Consider the following 17,196-nt stretch of genomic DNA (forward strand, 5'->3'; position numbering starts at 1 on the left):
CGGCAAGGTTTCAGTAGACGTCTGAAGACCATTGGAACAAGCAGGACGGGACTACTTGGTGCCGTTCGCTGTCGGCAACAACATCTTCCGCTTGCTCCCAAAGTACTCCAGAACTGCGCGCACGCGGGCGGTGTGGCGCAGGTCGGGATGCGTGAGCAACCATAGGTCGACGGCCAGCTCTTCGATTGCCGGTCCAAGGCGTTGCAATTCACCATCGGACTCGGCCAGGTAGCAGGGCAGGACTGCGACGCCGATACCGGCAAGAACCGCGGCGTGCATACTCAGGACACTGTTCATCGTGCAGACGCAGGCGCATTCGCACCCGACATCGCGCAACCACGCGTGAAGCTGGGGATAGGTCATGGAAGGGCTCGGGCCGATCCACGGAAGCGTCGCCCATTCCGGTCGGTCGTCGCGGCCGAGATCGAGTGCCCGTAGCGCATAGGCAGCCTGCTCTATGCGGCCCAGCCGCCGTCCGACAAGGTGTTCTTCGGGTGCCGTCGCTGGGCGGATTGCGATGTCCGCTTCGCGGAAGGCCAGGTCAGATATCTCGTTCGAAATGACAAACTCGAGTGTGATGCCGGGTTCCGCGAGCCTGAAGCGGGCGACCTCGGGGGCCAGCAGGCCACAGAGCAGCGTGTCCGTCGTCGCGACCCGCACAACACCCGAAGGCTTCAGATCGCGCCCAGACACGCGTCTTTCTGTCTCGTTCGTGAGTTCCTCCATCTCGCGCGCGGTCGCCACGACCTCTTCCCCCGCGGCCGTGAGCCGATAGCCGGTGCGAAATCGTTCGAAGAGCCGCACACCGAGCTTTTCCTCCACGGCATTGATCCTGCGAAACATGGTCGGATGACTCGCGCCGACCCGATGCGCCGCCCCGGAAAGAGAGCCCGCCTCGGCGATCCGAAGGACCGTCTGGTAGTCGCTCCAGTCAAGCTTGCTGTTCATCCGTGCAATTCCAAGTTTCCAAATTGCCCCGTGAAATAACAGGTTTGAAAACTCAGCGTTAGGCCCACGACGTAGAAACAAGGAACGCTTTACAGATGCACACCCACATTGTTCATGCGCATCCGGAGCCGCAATCATTTATCGGCGCCCTTACGCGCCTTGCCGAGGCCCGGCTGAGATATAAAGGCCATACCGTCATGACACGCGATCCCAATCGCTCGGGCCTCGATCCGGCCGAGGATGGGTCACACGTATCGACGATGGACAACGCCGGACCACTTCATGACTTTGCCCCTCTGTCCCGGCAGCGAAGCCATGACTGCTCAATACAATCAAAAAGCGAGCTCCAGAAATGCGATCAAATCAAGGCTGACAGGGCGGATTGTTTGCATACGCCGAGTCGGTCGGCGCACATTCAAAGCTACCATTCGGTAATAGGTGCGGTCTGACCCGGCACGCGTTCAAACGGACGTTTTCCCCAGAACCCGCAGAAATGGTCGTGCGGCAGACGAGTCCTTGCGCATGTCGCGTCAGGCTTTCTTACTTGCAATGCCGACGCCAAACTGCGTGACCGCGTCATGAGCGGGCGCCGCTGCCCCTGTCCTCGCTGTTGCGTCATGCGCTGATCCGGTCGATGATCCACGGAAATGACCCTCGGACCGCAAAGCGACACGGCGCCTGCGCCCTTGCGAATGCTCATTCTCACCGGCATCGCCCTGACTGTCGGCGGGGCGGCGTCGATGGCGGCGATTGCGCTTGTCGACCTTGTTGCACTTTTGAATACGGTTCTGCTGGTCGAACCCAGGGCGCGGGTGCAATGGGAAAGCGTTCCGGGCCTGGTGGCCGTGATGACGATCCTCGTGCCCACGCTCGGCGGTCTGATCGTCGGACTCATCCACCGGCACTTGTCACCGGCCGGACGGCCGCTTGGCCCGCCCGACGTGATCGAGGCGGTGCAGTTCCACAAACCGCTTCCCGAGCTGCGCAGCGGGCTGGTCTCGACCCTGACCGCAGCGCTGTCGCTGGGCACCGGGGCCTCGGTCGGCCAATACGGGCCTATGGTCTATCTCGGCGCGATCTTCGGCGGATTTGCGCATCGGCTGCGCCTGGGCGTGCCGAATCTGGCAAGCATCGCCGTCAGCTGCGGCGTGGCCGCCGCGATCTCGACCGCGTTCAACGCGCCGATCGCCGGCGTGCTCTTCGCGCACGAGGTCGTCCTGCGCCACTACGCCACCCGGGCCTTTGCGCCGGTGACGGTCGCGTCGGTCGCGGGCTATGTCATCGCCAACGTGATCTTTGAACGGCCCGCCTTGTTCAGGATCGAGTTTCCGGGCGTCGCCCATGGCTACGAGTTTGGCCTCGTTGCCATTCTCGGCCTTTTCGTAGCATTGGCGGCAATCGTGTTCATGCGCCTGCTGCTGGCCATCGGACCGGCCCTCGCGCAGCGCATCCGGTGGCCAGAGGCGCGCACGGCAATGGCGGGCCTGGCGGTCGGGCTGACGGCGCTCGTGCTGCCCGACGTGCTGGGGATCGGCACCTCGACCCTGCGCTTCGCCACCATCGACGGCGCCTTCGGGCTTGGCGAACTGATCGTGCTGATCGCCGCCAAGATATTCCTGACCGCGCTGTGCATCGGCGCAGGGTTCTCGGGCGGCGCGTTCAGCCCGTCGCTCCTGATCGGGAGCCTGATCGGCGTCCTTTTCTGGACGCTCGTCTCGGGCCTGGCGGGCGTGCCGACTTCGGGCGCGGCGATCTACGCGATCGGGGGTATGATGGCCTTTGCCAGCGCCGTCATCGGCGCGCCGCTGACCTGCATCCTGATCGTGTTTGAACTGACCCGCAATTACGACGTCACCATTGCCGCGATGGTGGCCGTGGTCTTTTCCAACCTCGTGTCCCATCGCACCTTTGGCCGGTCGCTCTTCGACGTGCAACTCGCCCGCCGGGGCATCGACTTTTCCCTCGGACGGGACCGGGCGCATTTCGCGGCGCTGAAGGTCGTCGATTTCCTGCAACCGCAGGCGGTGACCGCCACGGCCGATGACAGGCCCGCGGACGTGGCCGAGCGTCTGCGCGCGCAGGGCTGGCGCGAGGCGTTCGTGCTCGACGCCGAGGGCCGGCTTCTGGGTGTGTTCAGCCCCGGCGCCCAAGAGGATCCGCCCCGGTTGGCGCAAGGCCTTGCCCCGGCCCGACTGGTCTTTGATGACGAGACCGACCTCGCCGACGCGATGGAGCGGCTGCGCGGTTTCGTCGGCGACGCGGTGCCGGTTGTCTGCGGCGAAACGGGGCGCTACCTCGGCGCGGTGTCGGAAGCGGATCTGGTCTCGGCCTGGCTGGACGAAGGCGCGCGGCTGCGAAAGGAAGAAAATGCGTCGATCTGATCTCGTCCTTCTGATGGTCGCGATGATCGCGGCCCCGGCCCGCGCCGACGATCTGACGATCGTGTCCTGGGGTGGTGCTTACGAAACCGCGCAAAACCAGGCCGTCATCGCGCCTTTCGCCGCGGAGACCGGCCTCGATGTCGAGGTGGTCGTCTACGATGGAAGTTGGACGGCCCTGGCCGAGCGCGGCGTGCCCGAGGGCTGGGACGTGATCGACATGCTGGCCGATCAGGCCCGTGTCGCTTGCGCGCAGGGTCTGCTGCTGAAGACCGACCCTGGCGCGCTGTTTGCGCCCGAGGCCTTGGCGGATTTCACGCCCTTCGCGCCGAATGGGTGCGCTGTGCCGCAAAACGCCTACGCCCGCGTCATGGCCTTTGACGACCGCGCGTTTTCGGGGGTGAAACCGACCCGGATCGAGGATTTCTTCGACACCGACCGCTTTCCCGGCCCTCGCGCCGTTCAGCGCAGCCCGGACGGGATCCTGGAATGGGCCTTGCTGGCCGAAGGCGTCCCCCCGGAACAGGTCTATGGCCTGCTCAGCACCGACCGCGGCCTGCGCCTGGCCTTCAGAAAGCTCGACACCATCCGCGACGACATCGTCTGGTGGCAGGACCCGGCGACACCGGCCGAGATGCTGGCGGACGGCCGCGCCGTGATGGCGGCGGGGTTCAACGGCCGGTTCTTCGACATGGCGCAGCGTGAGCGCGCACAGATCGACATCGTCTGGGACGGTCGCGTCATCGGGATCGAGGTCTGGGCCATCGCCGCCGATACCGACGCGCCTGACGCCGCAAGGGCCTTTGTGCAGCACGCGGCGGACCCGGCCACGATGGCACGCCTTGCGACGCAAATCCCATATGGCCCGACCCGTCGCTCGGCCTTCGACAGGATCGGGATCAACCGGGACCTGGGCGTGCCGATGCGCGCCCATCTGCCGAACGCTCCGCAACACGTGGGCCGGGCGCTCGTGCGCGACAGCGGCTGGTACGCGAATACCGAGGACCTGCGCCAACGCCGATTTCGCGACTGGCTTGGCGATGACGACTGAGCCGGGCAACGCCCGAGACGGAATCGCCGTGACAATCCATGGTGACCTTGCCAGAATTGTCACGGCCGATAGCCTGAACGAGATTTGCCAACGGCGGCTTCGACCGAGCAAGCAGACCTTGACGAAAAACGGGACTATGACCGAACTGCGGACAGAGTAGACGGGTGTTCGTTGTTGCCGCGCATCGACGGGCCGCGGCGCGGCGTTCCATCCATGGTTCTACTGCACTTTATCCCCGCGAACTCCGCAAAACCTCCGAGCGGCGCACCCAGCCTCACCAAATCGCCGTGAGCCAATATGATGCCCATTGGCCGCCTTTTCATAGCGGAGCCAATCTTATCCGAACATGTCCATCCATCGGATAAGCACTGGTGAAAGACAAATCATCAAGAGCACCGGCATCATAAAAAGAGCCATGATTGCAGACATTTGTACAGGAAGTCGATTGGCTTTTTCCTGCGCACGCAACTCTCGGTCTACACGCATGTCCTTGGAAAACCGCTCCAGTGCGGTCGACACGCTTGTCCCGAATTGGTTCGACTGAAGCAGGACATTGGCAAATGAGGCAAGTTCGCTCACGCCTGCGCGTTCGGCCATGTCGAGAAGGGCCGCCTGCCGCTCCTTGCCCGCCTGAAGCTCCAGCTGAAGGATCATGAATTCCTGTGAAATTTCCGGTGCGGCATAGGCAAGTTCATGCGAGACCCGCACCATCGCGGCATCGAACCCGAGGCCCGCTTCAATGGCGACCTGCAAAAGGTCCAGCGCATTTGGCAGGCTGTGTTCGATCGCCTTGGTTCGTTTCCTGATCCGGGCCCGCAGCCACAGAATCGGGCCGTAAAACCCGACGACCAAAAGAGCGGTCACGATTTGCACCGCATGCAGCCAAGTCAGATTCATCATGATCCGGTCGACATGCAATCTCGCCTGATTTTCAGGCGAAAGCGCCATGATCGCGATAAAAAGGGCAGGCAGTGTTATCCCGACGATCGCGCGGAACGCATAAAAGCTTTTGACCGCGTTCGGCCGCTTGATACCTGCGCGCTTCAGTTGACTTCCGATTTTCGACCGCTCCTCCTTGGAGGAGGGCACGAAGGCTTGCAGTAATCCGTGCGGATCGCTGTCGTCGCCCTGGATTAGGTCGAAATCCTCGCCACGGGCACGGCTTAGCGAGCCCGCGCGCATGCGCAGCGTCTCGGGCGCCTCTGCGGCAAACATCCCGATAAGGCCGTAGACGATCGCGAAGGCGCTGAGACCGATCCCCGCAAGGACAAGGTAGTCCGGCGAGGTGGCCAGGTCGCTCAGGATGTTGTTCAGGATGTCCATGGAAATCACTCCCGTTCAAAATTTGAACTTCACAAGCCGGTTCAGGATAAGACCCTGCAATACAACAAGGCTAATGATGGCGATGGCGAAATACTGAAACCTCGGGTCGCCGCGCACGTCACCGTAGAATGTCGGCGTCGTAAACTCGATCGAGAGATAAATGAGCACCGGCAGGCAGGTAAGGATGACCGCACTGAGGCGTCCTTCGGCGGAAACCGCCCTGATCTTCTTTTGCATCATGTGCCGGTCACGGATGACCTGGGACAGAACATTGAGGATCCGCGAGAGATTGCCGCCCGTGCCGTGCTGGATGCTTATGGCCACGGCCAGATACCTGGCGTCCTCGGTCGCCGCGCGCTTGGCAAAGTCGTGGAAAGCGGTGCCCAGATCATCGCCGAAGTTGATCTGGTCTGCGATGATGCCGAACTCCGAACCGACCGGATCGGGCATGTCGGTCGCAACTTTGCCGACAGTGACGGCGACAGGATGGCCAACCTTCAGCCCCCGCGACATGAGATCGAGGGCATCCGGCAATTGCGCGTTCAGCTTCTTGACCCGGTCGCGTTTCATCTGCATCAGGACCAGAAGAGGGAGGCCGATCGCAATGCCGGCACTCGATCCGACAGCCATACCCGGTGGCACGAAGCGCGTGGTCGCGGCATAAGCGACCATTCCGATCAGCGCCATGCAAAGGAACACCCAGAAGGGCCTGACGGAAACGCCGGCCTGGACCAGCAACCTGCGTAATCGCACGTACACGCCGCCCTTCTTATCGGGGCCGAGCAGGGCCGAGTCGCGCAGCAGTTTCAGGGTGTCCTCTGTCGAGCCACCTTGCTGGATGACACGCATCCGCCGGTTACGCGCCTCCGATTGCGTCTCGCGGCGGAACAGGAGTTGTTGCACGCCATCGTAAGCCACCAGAACACCGAGGAAGATGCAGACATAGAGTATGATATCGATGGTATGGGGTTGAAGCTCGAACATCGTTACACCTCCAGGCGCTTGAACAAGTCGGCATTCACATCGACGCCGGCTGCCACGAGTTGATCAAAGCAGTGGGGACGGATGCCGGTCGGCACGAAATCGCCCATGACGGCGCCCGTTTCGGCCCTGCCGCGGCGCTTGTAGACGAAGATGTCCTGCATGGTGATCGTGTCATTCTCCATCCCCGTGATCTCCGAGATGCTGAGGATGCGGCGGCTTCCGTCGCTCATCCGACTGAGTTGCACGACGATATGAATGGCCGAGGCGATCTGCGATCGGATCGTCTTTAGCGGGAGTTCGGCGCCCATCATCGTTACCATCTGTTCGATCCGACCCAGGGCATCTCGCGCGGAGTTAGCGTGCACCGTCGTCATCGAACCGTCGTGGCCTGTGTTCATCGATTGCAGCATGTCGAAACATTCGGCGCCACGAACCTCGCCAACGATGATGCGGTCGGGGCGCATGCGAAGAGCGTTGCGCACTAGGTCGCGCTGAGAGATAGTGCCTTCTCCTTCGGCGTTGGGGGGGCGCGTTTCCAGCCGGACCACGTGTTCCTGTTGCAGTTGTAGCTCGGCCGCGTCCTCGATCGTGACGATGCGATGTCGGGTATCAATGAAGGACGAGACGGCATTCAGCAGGGTCGTCTTGCCCGAGCCGGTTCCGCCGGAGATAAGGATATTGAGGCGCGCGTCGACCAGCGCCTTGAGCAGGCCTGCCGCCTGCTGGTTCAGCGCGCCCTGTTCGACTAGCCGTTGCAGCGTCAGGGGCACGCGTGAGAACTTACGGATCGAAAGCGCTGGGCCATCCACCGAGCAGGGGCGGATGATCGCATTTACGCGACTGCCATCCTCGAGGCGGGCGTCGACCCAGGGCTGCGACTCGTCGATCCGACGTCCAACCTTGCTGACGATCTTGTCAATGACACGCAGCAGGTGCCGTTCGTCGCGGAAGCGAACCTTCGACTTTTCCAGAAGGCCGTGGCGTTCGACATAGACCTTGTCGAAGGAGTTCACGAGAATGTCGTTGATGGTGGGGTCTTCGAGCAGAGGTTCCAGAGGGCCGAGGCCCATTACCTCGTGGATCAGTTCCTCGACCAACGACGAAAAAGCTTCGGAACGCATATAGACGCCTTCGGCCTCGATCAGGCTGGTGACGAGCGATGCAATCTGGCGCTTGAGTTCCGACCGCTCGACCTTGTCGATCATGGTCAGATTCAGCCGGTCCAGCAGTTCGCCATGCAGGCGGTTCTTCAGATCGAGATGCGCTTTAAGCTCCAGATCCTCCGAGGGAGCTTCTGCATCTTTCGGAGCCTCGTTTTTGCGTTCGAGCTTGAGCACGTTTGGCTGTGCCTCCGCACGCCGCGAGCGATATTCCTTGAACACGGCAATTCCCCTTATCGGCTGATTTTTCTTTTGACTTGTTCTTTGGCTGAGATCTCGGCCGACACCCTTGCAAGGGCCTTGCCCAGGTCGGAGCGCGGTTTCATCTCGACAACAGGGCGCCCTAGATTCACGGCGCTTCGTGCCACCTTTGGATTGTACGGCAACCAGTGCAGAAGCCGCGTTTCGAGGACCTTTTCGGCCTCTCGCATGTGTTCGGACTTGATGAGCGGTTTCTGGTCGCGATTGATCACGATCTCGACCGGCAGCCCGACATTTTCTTCGCGGTAAAGGTCGATCAGACGACGCGCCTGGCGGATGCTCGGCACGCTTGTATCGGCAACAAGGACGAGTTGGGTCGCCTGCTTCAATATCGGTTCTACCCACTCGACGACCGCGCGGGGTAGATCGATGACGATGTAATCATAGCGCCTTTTGAGCAGGGCGATCATGGTCTCGACAATTTCGGCGCGAAGCGAGTGAAGCGGAACGATGGGTGTCGGCGCGCACAGTACATCGAACCCTTGCGCATGCCTTTGCAGCGTTGACATCAGGAAGTGGTCGTCGGGCTCCTCCGCCGACCCGATTAACTGGAGAAAGCCCCCGTTATCCTCAAGGTCGACGAATACGTTGGCATTGCCGAATTGCAGATCGAAATCGAGCAGCACGACGCGGTTGCTTTCGGCCTTTCTGAAGAAGGTGGACCGGTCGGACGCGAGCGCACAGGCCAGATTGACTGCAACGGTCGTCGCACCGGCGCCGCCGTGGGCCTGGGTAACGGGGATTATTTTGCCGAGGGCTGCAGGCCCGTCATGCACGGATTGCGCGGGGACCTGGCGCCGGCTCAACTGTTCGTCGACGACGGCCTTCAGGCTTTCGCTGTCGATCGAAATCGGCAGCACCTCGTCCATGCCGATATCGCGGAGCTTGCGCGCCTTGGAGATCGACACGTCAGAGTGCGTTATCGCCAGGAACACGGTGTCGCCTTCACGTTCCGACATCAGTTCCTTGATGGCGTTCACTTCGGTCTCATCATCGGGATCCGCCTCGATGATGACCACGTCGTGGTTGAATACCAGGTTCACGGCACGTCCGTTCATGGCCGCGAATGTTTCGCTGGAACTCGTGACCTTGTGGTTCTCCGATGCGGGGAACACTTCGCTGATAACCTCGACAAAGGCTTCCCTGGCCGACACGACCAACAGTGATCTGGAGTGCGATTGTGTCTTCATCCTGACTCTCCTGATGCAAGATCCTCTGCGGGCAGCGAGACGCTGAAACTGGAATACGTCACAGAAGATTCGATGCCGCTGCCGCCTGAACCCGCTGCGTTGGCAAGGCTGGCCAGCGGCGAGACGAATTGAAAATCGTCGAGGGCCAACTCGACGGTCAGCATGGGCGTGTAGGGGCCCCCGAGGAATCCCAGTTTGGGATCAAACGCGTAGGAAAACCGAAGCGCGTCGATATTTGTGCCCGGCGGCAGAAGTGGACTGATACGCGCCCAGATTTCCGATGCGGTCGCGTTCGAAGCGGAGCCCTGGCACGTGACCGTCGCGACGGAGGCGCACACCCCGCTGGCTGCGCTGCACGAGGTTCCGAAGCGGGGTGGGGGCGAGGCGCTACCGCGGACGTGGACTTGTGGAACACCCGCGCAGGCCGGAGGGCGAACGATGGCGATCCGTGCCGCGATCTGAGACGCGCTTTGCGCGGTCACGCCGCTATAGGAAAGCCGTCCGAAATCTAGCAGGCCCATGAAGATAAACAGGAAGAGCGCAATCACGACTGCGAACTCGACAAGAACGCCACCCGACTGGTCCTGCGAGAACCCGATCGCGCGTCGGGCCGCGGCCCGGGCCGTATGCCACCGCCGCGTCATTGGCCGAATATCCGGGCGTTGTCCGCGACGTCGGTTGTCACGGAAGAGAGCGCGCTGCCGAAAAGATCGAGGACCCCGCCCATCGGAAACTGGATCGTCACGTTGGCGGTGACACGGCCGACCGGTGCCGGGCTGACGCGGTAGGTTCCCGAGACGCACGAAAAGCTTGGGGTCACCGAGTTGACGGTGACCTTTGACGGGAAGAGGGATGCGCCGCCGATATCCTTCTCGACGATGTCCTTGAGTGTTGTAGACAGGGCAGTGACGCTGCCACCCGCGTCGCAAATATCCGCGGGGACCACCCGGGCCATGTACCGCCCGGCATCCCTGACGCCTGCGATTACGGTCTGGTAGGACCACATCATGCGGGCCGCTTCGGTGGTCAGCGCAAAAAACAGAAGCATGATCGGCAGGACAATCGCGAATTCCACGAGCACGGCGCCGTGTTCGCCCGACGTGAAGCGCTTTATCCAAAGGGTTGGCCGAAAGTTCACTGGTCCAATCCTCGCTATCGATACAACTGAACGACGTCGCGGAAGATGCCGCCGAAACCATCGGTGCCTGCACCGGCGCCAACGGTATCGGGAAAGCTCACAATCTCGCCGTGAATGTCGAAACTGGGCGGTGAACCGCCGTCATCCCCAACCGGTTCGGTCAGGAAGACGCTAACGAATTTCGACACAGGCACGCCGCTCGTGGCGCCCGAGATGGCAGTCTTACCGCAATCGACGCCGGCGGCCGTGATGACCCGCCGCTCGGGGCCGCCCGGCGACGCGGTCGAGCATATCGGGCGCCCGGTTTCGGACAGGGAAGGATCAAGTATGGCGTTCGAGCCGGGACCGTGCGGATTCTCATTTCCATACGCGATCTCGCGCAGGTACATGCCAAAGCGTGTGCCGGCATATTGCGTGTTCGTCCCGGTAAGGGCAGGCAGGTGGGTGTCGCTACCGATGCCGTCCGCGATGCCGTCGGCGAGGTCGTGGTTCTTGTTAAGATATCCGGCACGGTCCCACGTGCCGTCCCCGAACCTGTTGTTTCCGCCACAGCTTCCCGTGGTCATGCACAGGTCGCGCCCCAAGGCCGTCGTGTCGCCGGTCGGCTCTTCATTGCCCTGGATGCAAGCACCACCGCCGTTCTTCTTGATCCCCTTGATGACGTTCGGCGCCGGGGCAAAATCCTCGTTGCTCTTTTCTCCGTTCAGTACGGAGCGGTAGATGTCGAACCGCACATTGAACGCCGCGTTTGTGATGCCGACCTTCTGGCCGGGCTCGGTATCTATGCCGTTGGTCAGAATGCACTGGGTGATCTGCTTTTGCGCGGCGATCAGACAGGCCAGCTTGTTGCCGCCTTCGTCGGCACAGACCCCCGAGCTGTCTTCGAAAGCGGCGAGGTCGATGAAACCGAAATTGCCGGGGCCCCAGGCCGAGCCGTTTCCGCCGCTGCGCAGCAGGATCTGGTCTCCGATATCGAGGGACGTCTCCCAGTCGGAAGGCAGGCAGAACATCAGGGGTGAGATATCACAGGCCGCCTGCGTGAAGCCGGCCACAGCCTCGGCCGACAGGTCCGTCGTGGCAAAACCGTTTCCGCCCAGCAGTTTGTCGAGTGCTGAAGCGAGGGTCATACTGAGGGATTTCGGCGTCAGGACCACCTGGACGAACTTGGCCTTGTTGGGATCTGTCGTGGCATCCGCGCCAAGCGGTGTAAGGTCCGATGCAGGGAGGGAAGAGTGAAAGGTCAGCGTGTAGTCGGCAGCGCCGGACAACGTGCCTGACCCGGTGGTGAATGTCTGGCTGTCGCTGATCATATTCGCCGCCGCGTTCGTCGAGCGGGTGATAGCATCGCTGCGGCCATCGAGTTCGCCGGCCGCTGCCAAGGCGACGTGGTCGGCGAAGGCCTGCATCTCTGCCTGGGTGGAGCCCAGCCGGCCAATATCGAGCGTGATCGCAAGAAACCCCAGGAAGGCGATCAGCGACGTGCCCCATAAAACGGCGACCGTGCCGTCCTGGTCTTGGGAAAACCTTGCTATGATGCGATGGGGCCGCATGGGATGGATCCTATTGCCCGATCACTTGCGTGACATCGACGTTGCCGTTTTCGGTCGTCACGGGCGAACGTTCGATATCATCGGTATCGCGGGTTGTCGGGGTCTCGGATTCCACGGCCGGTGCGATGGGCTGCACCGGATCCAGCGTCACCGAAGGTTCTGCCGCTGGTACCAACTCCAGACTGCTGCGTGGAATGGTGACAACCTCGGATACAGTCCCGCGACGCACCCGTATCGTCGGTTGCTTCTCGACCTTTTCCGCCGGACCCTCCTCTTGCAGCAGGTCGCGCAGGCGCACCATTTCCATCGGTTTGTCCTCGACCCCGTCCAGGGTTCGAAGCGTCAGGTTGAGCGTTCCGGCCTTTTGGGCCAGTGCGAGGCGTTGGCCTTGTTCGGCCGTGACCTCGACCGTGATCGTGCGCGCAACCTCGGGCGTGTCATTGAGCTCCTCGGATTGCTGGTCGACGCCGATCACACGGATGTTTTGCAGAATGGTTACGGCCCGCAATTCCATCTGGGCACCTTGCGTCAAAACGATATCGACAAAGTCGCCGGGCGTGACGAAACCGCCGACGGCAGTCACCGCGTCGACCTTGATCGCCATTGCGCGGGTGTTTTCACCCAGCTTCTGGACCAGTGTCACCCTTTCGCCGAAGGCAGACACCTTTGAGGCCAGCATCACTTCGCCCGGAAAGAACCGGCCCTTCGCGCGGCGCAGCTGCACGCGGTCGTTGGGCACAAGATTGACAAGATCGAAGAACGCCCCTGATGGCAGGGCTTCGCGTGGCCATTTGTGCAGGGTGACGAGATGGCTTTCGATTTCCTGGCCGAACGCGATTTCCGAGCGTGCGACATAGATCTCGACCAGTTCGGTGTTCGGTGATGTGGTCGTGTTACGAGCTCCATTCAGAAGCTGATCCTTGGCCACGAAAACGGACCCGCCCGCGATCGCAATTCCAAATAGCGTCGTTAGTATCGGCTTGGCACGCATGGTCGTCTCCAAAAATATGTTTCTTTGAACGAAGGCCGGGACATCGTCAGATTTTCCGGCGGCTGTTATATCTGCGCCAACGCATTTGAGCGTGGCGCAGATTTTTTGTTTCTTAGAAAGCTTCTAGCTTCAGCACGTCGTGCCAATTGCTGAGCAGGCAGTTGAAACGTTGGCTTCGACACCGTCACCCAAAGCTGTCATGGCCGTGGTGCCAATGGCCGCGATCACCATAAGCGCGACGCCGTATTCCACCATGGCTGCGCCGCTTTCGTCTTTGGCGAATTTCTTGAAGAGTTTGATCATGTTATCCCCCATAAGGATTTTTTGAAATTAACCCCTGGCGACATGCCGGGGCGCAAGCTTGGCAAGGCTCTGCCTCAGCTCGAAATCCAGCGTATAGGAATGAGTATTGGCTACGCTTCCATCAAACGGCGTGTAAATTCCGCTTAAGGTAGTGATTTTTTGGCTAGCTTCTTGTTCCGCGCGATAAGTTCATACGCCGTGGGACCCGGCGGATTCTTGAGCACGAATCGGTTGGCGTTCAAATCGGGTGCGTGGCCATTTTGCTTTGGGACATAAATTGTCTCCAATCACGGCGATTTTAAGGTTTTATCCACATCCGGAAAAACCAAGACAAATTCTGAAGCAAATTTTCAAGAACTGCGCCAGTTAATAAAAGTGCATATAATTCAGTATGTTGCGCCTTTCTTGATGGCGATCTCGGAACAGAAGTTGCCGTAATCCCGCCATATTTCTTGCCATTTGAACCTTATCCCCAGAATATTAACGACGTTTTGGGGATATTTTTTCCGGCCTGCATTTTGGGGTTGGAAAGGGGTTGGAGTAATGGGGACCAATTTTTATGGTCGTGATCGCTCGTCTGAAAGTTTCGGATTGGTGGCAGGGTGGGCGAATGCTCTGAACGGCAATGGCGATCTTGCCGAATGTCTTGAGCAATTGATGCGGCTGGTCCGGGCCGATGCCGCGCTGATCACCCGCATTTGCCTGAAAGATTCGAAAAGCAGGTACATCGCACGCTGCACTCTTCGCAAGGGCGAGGTCTGGCCGACTCAACCACGCGCTTTTACCGTCGACCTTTTGGGCGACTGCTTGCGTATGGCCAGGACCGGATCGATCTGGAAGCTGTCGGAGGCTGAAGGCCGCGAAGGCGCAAGCCTGCATGGCCACCGGGAACCGCAGGCGGGCAAGTTCGCGGAAATCATCGCGATCCCCTTGTGGAAGGGGCATGCCAGTGTCGATGTTCTCGAGCTGCAGTACCTGCATAGTCCGGCGCAGCACGATCTTGATCTGGTCGTGACTCTGATCGGAACACTCTCGTCATGCTGGGGCAGCAGGGTCTCCGGCGTAATTGCAAAAACGCTGGTGCGGGGACGGAAACTGAGTTGCGTCGAGGCGCCATACGACAGCGATGTTCCCTTGCTGGACTGCGAGAACCCGGCACATTTGAGTAGGTCCGAATTCCGTGTCTGCACCCTGTTGAAAGAAGGAATGACGGTTTGCGCAATTGCTGAGTCCTTGTCGATTGCGCCAGCTACGGTCCGCACGCATCTCAGTTCTGTCTTTTCCAAGACGGGAACCTCCAATCAGGTTGAACTGCTGCACAAGCTTAACAGACAGAAAGCATTGTTCGCCGAAGTGGCGAACCGGCGCTCTATCTAGGCAAAGCGCGTATGCTCGCTCTTACATCATTATTGATCGCGAATGCGCGCTTCGTCGATATGGATCATTTGCCCCATCGGTTTGTCCGCCGAGTTTCGCGTATTTCCTCATAACCGGACAATTTGTCTTGCACGAGCAGCATCCGTTGGTTTTCCGAATGTCTATAAAAGACTATCCGACCTTCGAGTCCTGCAGGGAAATCACAGTCCTTTCCGCCATTGGTGCAAGTCTGGCCAGAACCGGGCCGTTGGCCGACTGTTCAGCACATCGCTTTGGCCAGGTTACCAGCAGCACGGCGCAACCATGCACTTTGTTGCTGTCCAAGGTTCTTTCGATCGCCCCGATGGTGGTTGTGATGTGTCGCTGATCCGGCTTGGAAACGTCGCAGGCGATGTCGACTGGAGCGTCTGCTGGCAACCCCTTTTTCATTAGGTCGTCGGCGAGGCGTCCGGCATGACGCACCGCCATGTAGAAAGCCGTCGTCGTCCCCGGGCCTGAGTGACGCGTGCTATCGGGCACAGGATCGTCGGCACAGCCGGACCCCGTTGTCAGGACAAGGGTGTCGGCGACGTTTCTTTCCGTCAGGCTCTGGCACAACATCGCGCCGGCCGCAGAGGCCGCCGTCACGCCCGGCACAAGCTCAACGGGGATCCCGGCGGCGCGAGCGGCCTCGATTTCCTCTGTTGCGCGGCCGAATATGCCGGGATCACCGGATTTCAGGCGAACGACGCGTTGCCCCTTGGCCGCGGCCGCCACGATCACTTGGTTGATCCGCTCCTGGGGCCAGGCATGGGCACCCACATGTTTGCCAACGAAGACGCGTTCCGCGTCGCGGCGGGCCAGTTCGAGCACCTCCGCATCCACGAGACGGTCGTAGAAGATGATATCGGCCTCTTGGAGGCGTTCTACTGCGCGAAGCGTAAGCAGGTCGCGCGCCCCGGGGCCAGCCCCGACGAGGCTGATCTGCCCGGAACCGGCCCCCTCTGGCGCGCCGCCTGCCTCGATGGCGGTTTTGATCACACGCGCGGCGTCGCGTTCCGCGCCACGGATCCAGGCGCCGCGGGGCGCCCCTTTGAAAACCCAGGCCCAGAGCGCACGTCTATTTGCACGGGGCACCTGCCGTTCAACCGCCGGGCGCAAGCGCCCTGCCAGCGCCGCCAAGCCGCCGAGCGTTTGCGGCAGCATCTGTTCCAGGCGGGTCTTGATGTCGCGGGTCAGGACCGGCGCCGTGCCTTCGCTGCCGATGGCCACGACGATTGGATCACGATCAACGATCGCCGGCGTGGTCAAGTCGCAGAGGTCGGGCTGGTCGACCACATTGACCGGACAGCGCACGGATTTCGCCAGCGCATGGGCGGCCGCATCAAGCCCCGGGCAACCGGTACCGATCAGCGCCATGGCCGCCCCCTCGAAGACAGAGGCCGAGAGCTGCGTCTCATGCGTGGCGCGGCCGTCGTCGACCAGCATGCGCAGTTCATCTTCCAGGCTGTCAGCGACGAGAACCAGGCTGGCATCTGTCTTCAGCATCAGACGCGCCTTTTGCGCCGCCTGCTCGCCGCCACCGACGACGACGATCCGGCGCCCGGTGGTACGTATGAACATGGGAAATGCCTTCATCCGGGTCTCCTTTCAGGCGGCGCAAAGTCGGGCGCGGTTCTGCCAGAGCAAGTCTGCCTGCCGCACCGGATTGGCATGGCCAAGCGTATCGAGGGCGAGGGCGGTGGTGGTGACAACGAGGTCGGTCTCAAAAGGCGGGCGGCGGCGGCCCTGCCAGAGGTCGCACAACGCAAGGTCGCCTTCGGCATTGAGCTTGCGGGTTTCATCGCGCAACGCAGGCCGCGTTTCCTGCCAGGGGCGCCCTTGCCGAAGCCCGAAAGCGGCAATGTCCTTGGCCGGATTGCTCTCGAATTCTCCACCGGCCCCCTTGATGATGCTCAATGCCTGCCAGCCGAGATGTATCGCGGCGTCCGCCTGAAGCTGGCGGTAGGAGGGGTGAAAAACGCCCTGAACGCTGGCCGCGGCGCGGGCGGGGTTGAGCATCCGGCAAACCGTATTGACGCAGGAGCGCAGACCTAGAACGTCCCGCAGGTTCAGAAGGCGAAACAGGCCCGGATGAAGGGAGTCCAGCGGCATGTAGGCAATGCGATCACGGTCCAGCAGGCGGGCGGCCTCCTCCGGGTCCTCTGCGAGTCCGATCCCCGCCTCTGCAAGTCCGTCACGTACCTTTCTGTCCGGCCCGTTCCAGCCATGCAGCAAGATCCGATGCCCCGCATCCGCCACAAGGCGCGCAGACAGCAGGAACCAAGGCTGGCCCCGTGTCCGTCCGGCGGCATAGCTTGGCCAGTCGAGATCGACAGGCGGCAATGCAAGCGCAGAGCTGGCCGCCGCCTCGGCAAAGCCTGCGATTTCCTCCGCGGTCTCCCCTTTCATGCGCAAGAGCATAAGCAGGGCACCCACTGCTTCCGGCGCAGCATCACCAGACAGCATGAGCGTCATGGCCTCACGCGACTCGTCCTTTGTCAGGCTGCGTGCGCGGCCCGGG

15 protein-coding genes are annotated in these 17,196 nt (G+C 61.4%); 3 read left to right on the forward strand and 12 right to left on the reverse strand.

Features of this window, described 5'->3' with window-relative positions; translation table 11 throughout:
- Window positions 1–51: 51 nt before the first annotated feature.
- On the reverse strand, window positions 52–948 hold the full coding sequence (locus RBB18_RS11230; RefSeq protein WP_306112065.1) for a LysR family transcriptional regulator: 897 nt from the start codon (window positions 946–948) through the stop codon (window positions 52–54).
- A gap of 647 nt (window positions 949–1,595) precedes the next feature.
- Between RBB18_RS11230 and RBB18_RS11240 the strand changes: the two genes are divergently transcribed.
- A complete protein-coding gene (locus RBB18_RS11240) occupies window positions 1,596–3,329 on the forward strand; it encodes a chloride channel protein (RefSeq protein WP_306112067.1) in 1,734 nt (577 codons plus the stop codon).
- Window positions 3,316–4,377, forward strand: coding sequence for an extracellular solute-binding protein (locus RBB18_RS11245; RefSeq protein ID WP_306112068.1), 1,062 nt, complete (start codon window positions 3,316–3,318; stop codon window positions 4,375–4,377). The genes RBB18_RS11240 and RBB18_RS11245 overlap by 14 nt, the downstream gene beginning before the upstream one ends.
- A gap of 336 nt (window positions 4,378–4,713) precedes the next feature.
- On the opposite strand, the gene RBB18_RS11250 is transcribed toward RBB18_RS11245, so the two are convergent.
- From RBB18_RS11250 to RBB18_RS11290, 9 genes are all read right to left on the reverse strand, one after another.
- Window positions 4,714–5,592 carry a type II secretion system F family protein gene (locus RBB18_RS11250; protein ID WP_306112069.1) on the reverse strand — a complete coding sequence of 293 codons (879 nt, stop codon included), beginning with the start codon at window positions 5,590–5,592 and terminating at the stop codon, window positions 4,714–4,716.
- 123 nt (window positions 5,593–5,715) lie between these two features.
- Window positions 5,716–6,684, reverse strand: a complete 969-nt coding sequence (locus tag RBB18_RS11255; RefSeq protein ID WP_306112070.1) for a type II secretion system F family protein — start codon at window positions 6,682–6,684, stop codon at window positions 5,716–5,718.
- 2 nt (window positions 6,685–6,686) lie between these two features.
- Complete coding sequence (locus RBB18_RS11260; protein ID WP_274593793.1) at window positions 6,687–8,066, reverse strand: CpaF family protein; 1,380 nt, start codon at window positions 8,064–8,066, stop codon at window positions 6,687–6,689.
- Window positions 8,067–8,077: 11 nt separating this feature from the next.
- Window positions 8,078–9,295 carry an AAA family ATPase gene (locus tag RBB18_RS11265; RefSeq protein ID WP_274593792.1) on the reverse strand — a complete coding sequence of 406 codons (1,218 nt, stop codon included), beginning with the start codon at window positions 9,293–9,295 and terminating at the stop codon, window positions 8,078–8,080.
- A complete protein-coding gene (locus RBB18_RS11270) occupies window positions 9,292–9,939 on the reverse strand; it encodes a TadE/TadG family type IV pilus assembly protein (RefSeq protein ID WP_274593791.1) in 648 nt (215 codons plus the stop codon). The genes RBB18_RS11265 and RBB18_RS11270 overlap by 4 nt, the downstream gene beginning before the upstream one ends.
- A complete protein-coding gene (locus RBB18_RS11275; protein WP_245890500.1) occupies window positions 9,936–10,433 on the reverse strand; it encodes a TadE/TadG family type IV pilus assembly protein in 498 nt (165 codons plus the stop codon). Before RBB18_RS11275 ends, RBB18_RS11270 begins: the two co-directional genes overlap by 4 nt.
- Window positions 10,434–10,447: 14 nt before the next feature.
- Window positions 10,448–11,983 (reverse strand): pilus assembly protein TadG-related protein, encoded by a 1,536-nt coding sequence (locus RBB18_RS11280; protein ID WP_103763826.1) that lies wholly within the window; start codon window positions 11,981–11,983, stop codon window positions 10,448–10,450.
- 10 nt (window positions 11,984–11,993) lie between these two features.
- Window positions 11,994–12,974 carry a Flp pilus assembly protein CpaB gene (gene cpaB / locus RBB18_RS11285; RefSeq protein ID WP_274593790.1) on the reverse strand — a complete coding sequence of 327 codons (981 nt, stop codon included), beginning with the start codon at window positions 12,972–12,974 and terminating at the stop codon, window positions 11,994–11,996.
- 129 nt (window positions 12,975–13,103) lie between these two features.
- Window positions 13,104–13,277, reverse strand: a complete 174-nt coding sequence (locus tag RBB18_RS11290) for a Flp family type IVb pilin (protein WP_170067227.1) — start codon at window positions 13,275–13,277, stop codon at window positions 13,104–13,106.
- 543 nt (window positions 13,278–13,820) lie between these two features.
- Here RBB18_RS11290 and RBB18_RS11295 point away from each other — a divergent pair.
- Window positions 13,821–14,654, forward strand: a complete 834-nt coding sequence (locus RBB18_RS11295) for a helix-turn-helix transcriptional regulator (RefSeq protein WP_103763829.1) — start codon at window positions 13,821–13,823, stop codon at window positions 14,652–14,654.
- A gap of 171 nt (window positions 14,655–14,825) precedes the next feature.
- Here RBB18_RS11295 and cysG read toward each other — a convergent pair whose 3' ends face one another.
- Complete coding sequence (gene cysG / locus RBB18_RS11300) at window positions 14,826–16,271, reverse strand: siroheme synthase CysG (protein ID WP_306112071.1); 1,446 nt, start codon at window positions 16,269–16,271, stop codon at window positions 14,826–14,828.
- Window positions 16,272–16,283: 12 nt separating this feature from the next.
- A partial coding sequence (locus RBB18_RS11305; protein WP_306112072.1) for a glycosyl transferase family protein occupies window positions 16,284–17,196 on the reverse strand: 913 nt, incomplete at its 5' end.

Source organism: Roseovarius sp. MMSF_3298, from assembly GCF_030733705.1.
GTDB classification, from domain to species: Bacteria; Pseudomonadota; Alphaproteobacteria; order Rhodobacterales; family Rhodobacteraceae; genus Roseovarius; species Roseovarius confluentis.

Excerpts from the sequence above, each read along its gene's own strand:
- cpaB (WP_274593790.1), bottom strand. The coding sequence starts at position 12,974 with ATGCGTGCCAAGCCGATACTAACGACGCTATTTGGAATTGCGATCGCG.
- RBB18_RS11270 (WP_274593791.1), bottom strand. The coding sequence starts at position 9,939 with ATGACGCGGCGGTGGCATACGGCCCGGGCCGCGGCCCGACGCGCGATC.
- RBB18_RS11290 (WP_170067227.1), bottom strand. The coding sequence starts at position 13,277 with ATGATCAAACTCTTCAAGAAATTCGCCAAAGACGAAAGCGGCGCAGCC.
- RBB18_RS11265 (WP_274593792.1), bottom strand. The coding sequence starts at position 9,295 with ATGAAGACACAATCGCACTCCAGATCACTGTTGGTCGTGTCGGCCAGG.
- RBB18_RS11240 (WP_306112067.1), top strand. The coding sequence starts at position 1,596 with ATGACCCTCGGACCGCAAAGCGACACGGCGCCTGCGCCCTTGCGAATG.
- RBB18_RS11245 (WP_306112068.1), top strand. The coding sequence starts at position 3,316 with ATGCGTCGATCTGATCTCGTCCTTCTGATGGTCGCGATGATCGCGGCC.
- RBB18_RS11255 (WP_306112070.1), bottom strand. The coding sequence starts at position 6,684 with ATGTTCGAGCTTCAACCCCATACCATCGATATCATACTCTATGTCTGC.
- RBB18_RS11250 (WP_306112069.1), bottom strand. The coding sequence starts at position 5,592 with ATGTTTGCCGCAGAGGCGCCCGAGACGCTGCGCATGCGCGCGGGCTCG.
- RBB18_RS11230 (WP_306112065.1), bottom strand. The coding sequence starts at position 948 with ATGAACAGCAAGCTTGACTGGAGCGACTACCAGACGGTCCTTCGGATC.
- RBB18_RS11295 (WP_103763829.1), top strand. The coding sequence starts at position 13,821 with ATGGGGACCAATTTTTATGGTCGTGATCGCTCGTCTGAAAGTTTCGGA.
- cysG (WP_306112071.1), bottom strand. The coding sequence starts at position 16,271 with ATGAAGGCATTTCCCATGTTCATACGTACCACCGGGCGCCGGATCGTC.
- RBB18_RS11280 (WP_103763826.1), bottom strand. The coding sequence starts at position 11,983 with ATGCGGCCCCATCGCATCATAGCAAGGTTTTCCCAAGACCAGGACGGC.